General features: G+C 65.6%; 5 protein-coding genes. 3 read left to right on the top strand and 2 right to left on the bottom strand.

Features of this window, described 5'->3' with window-relative positions:
• Window positions 1-226 precede the first annotated feature (226 nt).
• Genes HBE64_RS22945 through pe form a run of 3 tightly spaced genes read left to right on the top strand, consistent with a single transcriptional unit; the run spans window position 227 to window position 5,754 of the window.
• Complete coding sequence (locus tag HBE64_RS22945) at window positions 227-1,636, top strand: condensation domain-containing protein (RefSeq protein ID WP_305792215.1); 1,410 nt, start codon at window positions 227-229, stop codon at window positions 1,634-1,636.
• Window positions 1,637-1,666: 30 nt separating this feature from the next.
• Window positions 1,667-4,645, top strand: a complete 2,979-nt coding sequence (locus HBE64_RS22940; protein ID WP_167107643.1) for an RND family transporter — start codon at window positions 1,667-1,669, stop codon at window positions 4,643-4,645.
• Window positions 4,642-5,754, top strand: coding sequence for an acyltransferase PE (pe, locus tag HBE64_RS22935; protein WP_167107640.1), 1,113 nt, complete (start codon window positions 4,642-4,644; stop codon window positions 5,752-5,754). Before HBE64_RS22940 ends, pe begins: the two co-directional genes overlap by 4 nt.
• A 1-nt stretch (window position 5,755) precedes the next feature.
• On the opposite strand, the gene HBE64_RS22930 is transcribed toward pe, so the two are convergent.
• Together HBE64_RS22930 and HBE64_RS22925 are read right to left on the bottom strand one after the other, a co-directional pair.
• On the bottom strand, window positions 5,756-6,403 hold the full coding sequence (locus tag HBE64_RS22930; protein WP_167107637.1) for a GAP family protein: 648 nt from the start codon (window positions 6,401-6,403) through the stop codon (window positions 5,756-5,758).
• Window positions 6,403-8,133: an AMP-binding protein gene (locus HBE64_RS22925; RefSeq protein ID WP_167107634.1), complete on the bottom strand. Its 1,731-nt coding sequence runs from the start codon at window positions 8,131-8,133 to the stop codon at window positions 6,403-6,405. The genes HBE64_RS22930 and HBE64_RS22925 overlap by 1 nt, the downstream gene beginning before the upstream one ends.
• Window positions 8,134-8,169 lie beyond the last annotated feature (36 nt).

Raw genomic sequence — 8,169 nt, 5'->3', positions numbered from 1 at the left:
CCGCAATCCTCCCCAACGACGTCCTGCCGCTTTACGCGTGGGTCAGTATTGCACGCGGGTTGCCATGCGGGTCTCCATCCAAATGCGATTCACAGCTGGGCGTCGTCTCGGATCGGAGCGATTCAGGTGCGGTGCGACTATGGTCCTTGCTTGCGGCCCTCCGGGGCTGGTTCGGGTGTCGTGCGCACAGGCTGCGTTCGGGGTTGTAGTGATGCGGGAGGACCTGTTGCAGATCGGCAAGATCACGATCGGCACCATCGACGATTGGGACCCACGGCCCGGAGAGGTGATCTCCTGGCACCCGACCGAGGCGGCCATCGAGAAGGCCAGGCAGGCGCCGGTCAGCTCAGTACCGGTCAGCTACATGCAGAGCCAGCACATCCGCGGCGTCTACAACCAGGCGGCCGCCGGGCTGGACTATTCACGGCAGATCATCGCGACGTGCGAAGTCCCTGGTCAATGCGATATCGAGGCGATGAGCCGGGCGATCAACTCCTACATTCGCCGCCACGACACCTACCGGAGCTGGTTCCAGTACTCCGGTAGTGGCGACGTGGTGAGGCGCTCGATAACCGATCCGTCGGATATTGAATTCGCGGCGCACAACTACGGTGAGATGAACGTCGCGGAAGCCCGCAAACACATCGTCGATATCCCGAGTCCGTTGGAGTGGGGCTGCTTCAGCTTCGGAATCGTGCAGAGCGCGGAGCATTTCGATTTCTACGCCAGCATCGATCACGTTCACGGGGATGCGGCGCTGATCGGGATCACCATGCTCGAAGCTCACGGCATGTACTCGTCGTTGATCAGTACGGGTCAGGAAATGCCGCTGCCCGAGGCGGGCAGTTTCGACGACTTCTGTTGCCATGAGCACGAACGCAATGCGGAACTCACGGTGGATTCACCCGAGGTCCGCGAGTGGATCGAATTCGCCGAGCAAAACGGCGGCACGTTGCCGGAGTTCCCGCTGCCGCTGGGTGATCCGTCGGAACCGACGGTCGCCGATATGGTCGGCGAGATGTTGCTCGACCCCGACCAGAGCGCGCGATTCGAAGCCGCGTGCTCGGCCGCCGGCGTGCGCTTCGTCGGTGGTCTGTTCGCCTGCACGGCGATGGTCGAGCATGAGTTGACCGGGGCCGCTACCTATTTCGGGCTCACCCCCAGAGATACCCGCCGAACGTCGGACAATTTCATGACCCAGGGCTGGTTCACCGGCCTGGTTCCGATCACTGTTCCGATTGCTGCAGCGTCTTTCAGTGAAGCCGCATGGGCGGCGCAGACGTCGTTCGATTCCGGTCTGAAACTGGCCAGGGTGCCCTATTACCGGGTCCTGGAATTGGCCGACTGGCTCGACAAGCCGCACCCGAACTTCCCGGTGTCGAACTTTCTGCACGGCAACGCCGCTCCGATGAATGCCGTTCTCGCAGCAGCGGACATGGGGTATTCGAACAACATCGGTATTTATGCCGATGGCCGGTTTTCGTTTCAGCTGACGATCTATATCTTCCGGTATGACGGCGGCACCGCGATGGCGGTGATGTTTCCGGACAATCCGATTGCGCAGAAATCTGTTGCGCGCTACATCGCGGCGATGAAGTCGGTATGCGTGCGGGTGGCTGACAGCGGCCAGTGGTGATGTTGCGGTGACGGTGGTCGAGAGGGTGTCGTGCGACGACTAGCCGATTCCGTGGTGCGCTGGCCCTGGGCGGTGATCGGATTCTGGGCCGCGCTGGCAATTGTCCTGCCGCTGTCGTTTCCCAGCCTGAACGACATGGCGACGAAGCATCCCCTATCGATGCTGCCCGCCGATGCACCCTCGAGCATCGCCGCCCGGCAGATGACCGAGGCGTTCCAAGAGCCTGGCGGCGACGATCTTCTCCTGGTGGTGCTGACCGCCGAGCGAGGTCTTGATCAGAGCCACGAAGCCACCTACCGCAGGTTGGTCAGTGCGCTGCGTGACGACCCGCATGACGTCGTGATGGTGCAGGAATTCGTCGGAACACCGGCGCTGCGTTCGGTTTTGACGAGCAAGGACAACAAGTCCTGGGTGGTGCCGGTCGGGCTGTCCGGCGCACTGGGGACCCCGCAGTCCTATGCCGCCTACAAGCGGGTGGCCGACATCGTCAAGACGAGCACGGCGGGCAGTCCGCTGGAGGTCCACCTGACGGGGCCGGCGGCCACGGTCGCCGACCTCACGGTTGCCGGCCAGAACGACCGGCTGCCGATCGAGATCGCCATCGGTGTCCTGGTGCTGCTGGTCCTGCTGATCGTCTACCGCAACCCCATCACCATGCTGCTGCCGCTGATCGGGATCGGGACATCGCTGGTGATCGCGCAGGCGGCGGTCGCCGGGGTGTCCGAGTGGACCGGCCTGGGGGTGTCGAACCAGGCGATCATTCTGCTCAGCGCGATAATCGCCGGTGCCGGAACGGATTATGCCGTCTTCCTGATCAGCCGCTATCACGATTTCCTGCGGCAGGGGGACAGCTCCGACCACGCGGTCCGTCGGGCATTGGGCTCGGTGGGCAAGGTCATCACCGCATCGGCCGCCACGATCGGTGTCACGTTCCTGGGGATCAGCTTCGCCAGGATGGGGGTGTTCTCCACGGTCGGTGTGGCCTCGGCCATCGGTGTCGCGGTGGCGTACCTGGCGGCGGTGACGCTGCTGCCGGCGATCATCGTCCTGGCCGGGCCGCGCGGGTGGATAACGCCGCGCAGGGAGCTCACCGCGCGCTGGTGGCGACGGTCGGGGATTCGTATCGTGCGGCGGCCGCTGGCCCATCTGGTGACCAGCATGCTGGTACTGCTTCTGCTGGCTAGCTCGGTGTTGTTGGCCAGGTATAACTACGACGACCGTAAGGCGGTGGCGCCCGCTGCGCCGAGCTCGGTCGGCTACGCCGCGCTGGATCGGCACTTCGACATCAACCAGTTGATTCCGTCGTACGTTCTGGTGCGGTCACCGCAGGACCTTCGCACCCCGCAGGCGCTGGCCGACCTCGAACAGATGGCCAGCCGCATCAGTCAGCTTCCCGACATCGCGATGGTCAGCGGGATCACCCGGCCGCTGGGCTCGGTGCCGAAGGAGTTCCGGGCCACCTATCAGGCGGGTCTGGTCGGCGATCGGCTGAGCACGGGTGCGGCGGTCATCGGCGACAACATGGCCGATCTGAATCGGTTGGCCAACGGGGCAGACACCCTGGCCACCAACCTGGGCGATGTGCGCGGACAGGTCAGTCAGATAGCCACGAGCATCCAGGCCATGGTGGACGCGTTCGCCTCCATCAAGGGTCAGTACGGCGGCGACAAACTGGTTCAGAACGTCGAGGTCGCAGCCAAACTGGTCAACGCGGTCAATCGGCTCGGCAACGCGATGGGGGTGAGTTTCACCGCGGCCCGCGACATGTTCGCCTGGGTCGGCCCGGTGCTCGTTGCGTTGCACGGCAACGCGGTCTGCGACCTCGACCCGTCGTGCGCCGAAACGCGCGGTCACTTCCAGGCCCTCGTCGACGCCCGCAACGACGGCACCATCGACGAGATCAATGCTCTGGCAGGTCAATTGCAGTCCATGCAGGACAAGCAGTCGCTCAGTGCGGCGCTGGAACAACTCAACGGCGCCTTCGACCGGCTGACCAAGATCATGCACACCATGGGCCTGGATACGCCTGCCGGTGCCCAGGCCGGCACCGGCAAGCTACGCAAGAGTGCCGATCAGGCGGCAAGCGGCAGCCGTGAGGTGGCCAACGGCGTCGACGAGGTCGTCGACCAGATCAAGCTCATGCGCAGCGGACTCGACCAGGCCGCGGCGTTCCTGCTGTCAATGAAGCAGAACGCGGCCAGCCCGGCGATGGCGGGCTTCAACATTCCGCCCGAGGTACTCGGGCTGCCCGATTTCAAGACGGCCACCAAGGTGTTCATCTCACCGGACGGACACGCGGCGCGCTACCTGGTGCTCACCAAACTCGATCCGTTCAGCGCCGCGGCGATGGATCAGGTGTCGACCATCGCCGACACCGCAAAAGGCGCACAGCCCAACACAATGCTGGCCGACGCCACGATATCGATGGGCGGCTACCCCGCCGCGCTGCGCGACACCCGCGACTACTACCACGGCGACATCCGGTTCATCATCGCCATGACCGTCATCATCGTGCTGCTGATCCTGATGACGTTGCTGCGCGCGGTCATCGCTCCGCTGTATCTGGTCGGCACGGTGGTGCTGTCGTACTTCGCGGCGCTGGGTCTGGGCGTCCTGGTGTTCCAGGTGCTGCTGCACCAGCAGCTGCACTGGACGGTGCCGCCGCTGGCGTTCGTGGTGCTGGTCGCGGTGGGCGCCGACTACAACCTGCTGTTCGCCTCGCGATTACGCGACGGGTCCCACGGCTCCACCCGGTACGGCATCGTCCGGACGCTGTCCTCGACCGGCGGTGTCATCACCGCCGCCGGCTTGATCTTCGCGGCCTCGATGTGCGGTCTGCTGTTCTCCAGCATCGGGACGGTCGTCCAGGGCGGCTTCGTGATCGGCGCCGGAATCCTGCTGGACACATTCCTGGTCAGGACCATCACCGTGCCCGCCATCGCTACTCTGGTCGGAAAGGCGAACTGGTGGCCGTCTCGATCCATCCGGCAGGGGAGTAGTAGCGCGTGAGAAAACTACTCGCGGCGGTAACGGTGCTCATGACGCTCGGTGCCACCGGAGGTGTCGCCACCGCAGACCAGCCGTCGCCGGATATCTCGCCGGACAACGCGACGGCCCAGCGGGGCACCGCGGGCCGTGGCTACGCCCTTGGCGGCGCTCACGTTCTGGGAATCCCCTACGACGAGTACATCCGCCGCACCGGCGCGGACTGGTTCCCGGGTCTGGATCGGCAGATCGTCGACTATCCCGCCGGGCAGGTGCAGGGCCACGTGCTGGAACGCCTCTTCCCCGGGATCGGTCGGCTCGACAAGAGCTTTCCCGGTCTGGGTGTCGACGGGCCGAGCATCGGCGAATCGGTCGACGAGGGCGAGGGCAACGTCATCCGTGCGATTCAGGAGGGCGGTCCTGGCACGGCGATCGGGCTGTCCGAGGGTGCGATGGTGCTCAACGCCGTGCAGAACCGGTTGGCCACGGATCCGAACGCGCCGCCGCCGGACCAGTTGTCCTTCGCCACCTACGGTGATCCCGTCGCGCCGCACGCCTTCGGTGCGGGATTCCTGGCGCAGAACTTTCCGGTGGGCAGTGTCGTGCCGGCCCTGGACTACCGGATGCCGCCGCAGGTGGACAGCCAGTACAACTCCTACCGTTTCGTCTCGGCCTACGACAGCATCGCGGATTGGCCGGACCGGCAAGACAATTGGATGTCGCTGCTCAACGCGGTCGTGGGGCTGGCCACCGGCCACACCGCGGTCGCGTTCACCAACCCGAGCATGGTCCCGCCCCAGAACATCCGGACCACGGTGAACTCCAGGGGAGCGACGACGACGACGTACCTGATACCGGAACAACACCTGCCGCTGGTGCTGCCGTTCAAGTACCTAGGTGTCGATGAACCGACCCTGAACCGGCTCGACGGCGTGCTCAAACCCATGGTGGATTCCGGCTACTCACGTAACGACGATCCGGCGACGGCGCCGATCGAGGTGGACCCGGTCCGTGGCTACGATCCGGCCGCCGTCACGGCGCCGGCAACCCAGGCCGCATTCGGCGGTGGCGCCGACCCGGTGTCGCAGTTGATGGCCGGTCTGCAGTACGTGCTGTCACACAGCCCACGTTGAGTCACACCGAAGCCAGCCCCGGGGCCAGCCCCGCGATGAGCAGAACGGCTCCGATCACCGCCAGCAGCGCTGCGACTTCACGACGGCTTCTGGCCCGAATCCAGCGATGTACGGCGGTGGTCGCGGCGTAGGTGCGCTGCGGGGCGACCAGATAGGCCAGCAGCGGCAACTCCACCAGGGCGAAAGCCACCACGTTGAACATCACCAGTGCGGCCACCCGGGTCGTCGAGGTGACGTCCGCGGCGGCGATGACGGCCAGCGCCGCCAGGTAGTCGACCGAGGGCAGGGCGATCCCGAGACCGGCGACCCCGGCCCACACCAGCGACGGCCTGGTGAGCGCCCGGCGCAGCCAGTCCGGTGGCGGTCGTTCCCGGCCCCTGGTGACCGCCAGGGCCAGCGACGCCAGCAGTGCCAGTGCTCCGATGGCGATCTGCACCATCGGCAGGGTGACGTCAGAGCGCGCGGTGATATGGGCCCCGAGCGCGAAAACCACGACGGCACCGACGGTCAGACCCATCAGGAATCCGCCGAACAGAAACGCGGTGAGCTGCAGGACCGGTCGCGGCCGATTGAGCATCAGCACGGTCATCCCGACGCGGAACGGCTCCACACTGACGGCGGCGGCCATCACCAGCAGGGTGAACCACATCAGCTGGTCGGTGACACGTCCAACCGCACGAATTGACCTTGCCGGTACTGCTCGGCACTGGCAGCACGTCGAACCTTGCCACTGGTGGTGGTGGGTAAGGCCCCGGCTTCCACGAGCACGATGTCGGAGACCTGCAGACCGTGGACGCGCGAGATCGCCGCGATGACATCGTTTTTCACCGTGGTGAGCGTATCGGAATCGCCGGTCTTCTTGAGTTCCACGATGGTGACCAGTTTCTCGGTGTCTTCGTCGGCCACGGCGATGGCGGCCACCCGCCCGCGGGTTATCCGCTGTACCGTCGCCTCGATGTCGTCGGAGTAGTGGTTACGTCCGCGCACGATCAGCATGTCCTTGATACGGCCGACCACGAACAGTTCCCCGTCGGAGATGAAGCCCTGGTCGCCGGTGCGCAGCCAGCCCTCGGTGGGAAGGTCGAGCCCGTCGGGTGCATCGACCACATGCGCACCGAATGCTGACCCGGTCTGCTCGGGCTTGCGCCAGTAGCCGGCGGAGACGTTGTCGCCGTGGACCCAGATCTCCCCGACGGTGCCGTCCGCGCACAGCCGGCAGGTCTCGGAGTCGACGATGCGTAGCAATGGTGAGCGCGGGATCTGGTAACGCAGCAGTTCAGTCCCACCGGGTTTGCGCACCGCCGTGTTCTGGCTCAGCCGGTTGGCGTCGAACTCGACGGTTTCGGGCGCCCGCTCTGCGCCACCGCTGGCGACGAACACCGTCGCTTCGGCCAGGCCATACGACGGCACGATCATCTCGGGGCGAAACCCGTTGGGCGCCAGGCGTTTGTTGAAGCGGGACAACGTCTCGGGGTGAATCCGTTCAGCGCCGTTGATCACCCCGACGACACCGCTGAAGTCGAGGTACTGCAGCTCCTCATCGGTGGTGCGGCGTGCGGTGAGATCGAAGGCGAAGTTGGGCGCACCCGACCACGCCCTGGGCTGGCGGGCCATGGTCTCCAGCCATCGCGCCGGGCGGGACAGGAACGCCAACGGGCTCATCAGGTCGGCCGGGTGTCCGCTGAGGATCGGCGCAGCGATCCCGAGTATCAGCCCCATGTCGTGGTAGAACGGCAGCCACGAGACCAGCGTTGTCCCCGGCGGGAACTCCCCGCCGTGGTGAGGCATGTATTCGGCCATCAGCTGCTCGAAGTTGGCACACACATTGCGATGCGAAATCATCACGCCCGCGGGCAGCCGGGTCGAGCCCGAGGTGTACTGCAGGTAGGCGACGTCCGGCCCGGCAGTGACCGGGGCGCCCAATGGCTGATGGGCGTCCAGGTCGAGCATGTCCACGGCGATCACGGCGATCACGGCTGCGCCGTCGTCGACGTACTGCGCGGCGATATCGGCCACCGCGGCGGTCGTCAGCACCACGGCGGGCGAGGTATCAGTCACCACGGCGCTCACGCGTTCGTCGTGGGAACCCGCCACTGGCACCGACAGCGGAACCGCGATGAAACCGGCCCACATCGCGCCCAGAAACCCGACGACGTAAGGCAACCCCTGCGGAGCGATGATCAGCGCCCGGTCGCCGGGAGAGCCGTGCCTGCCGAGCTCCTCGGCCACGTTGACGGTGCGCCGGTAGAGTTGCCCCCACGTGACGCGGTCAGCGATACCGTCGGCGTCCTGGTCGTAATCGGTGAACGTGAACGCGACGTCGTCCGGAGTCGAACTCGCCCGCTCACGCAACACCGACAAGAGTGAGACATTCGACATGGCGACAGGTTACTCAACCGTTAATATGTTCGCGCC

It is taken from the genome of Mycobacterium sp. DL592, assembly GCF_011694515.1.
In the GTDB taxonomy this organism is placed as follows: Bacteria; Actinomycetota; Actinomycetes; order Mycobacteriales; family Mycobacteriaceae; genus Mycobacterium.
Note: the sequence above shows the minus strand (reverse complement) of the source record. Positions and strands in the feature narration are given on the sequence as shown.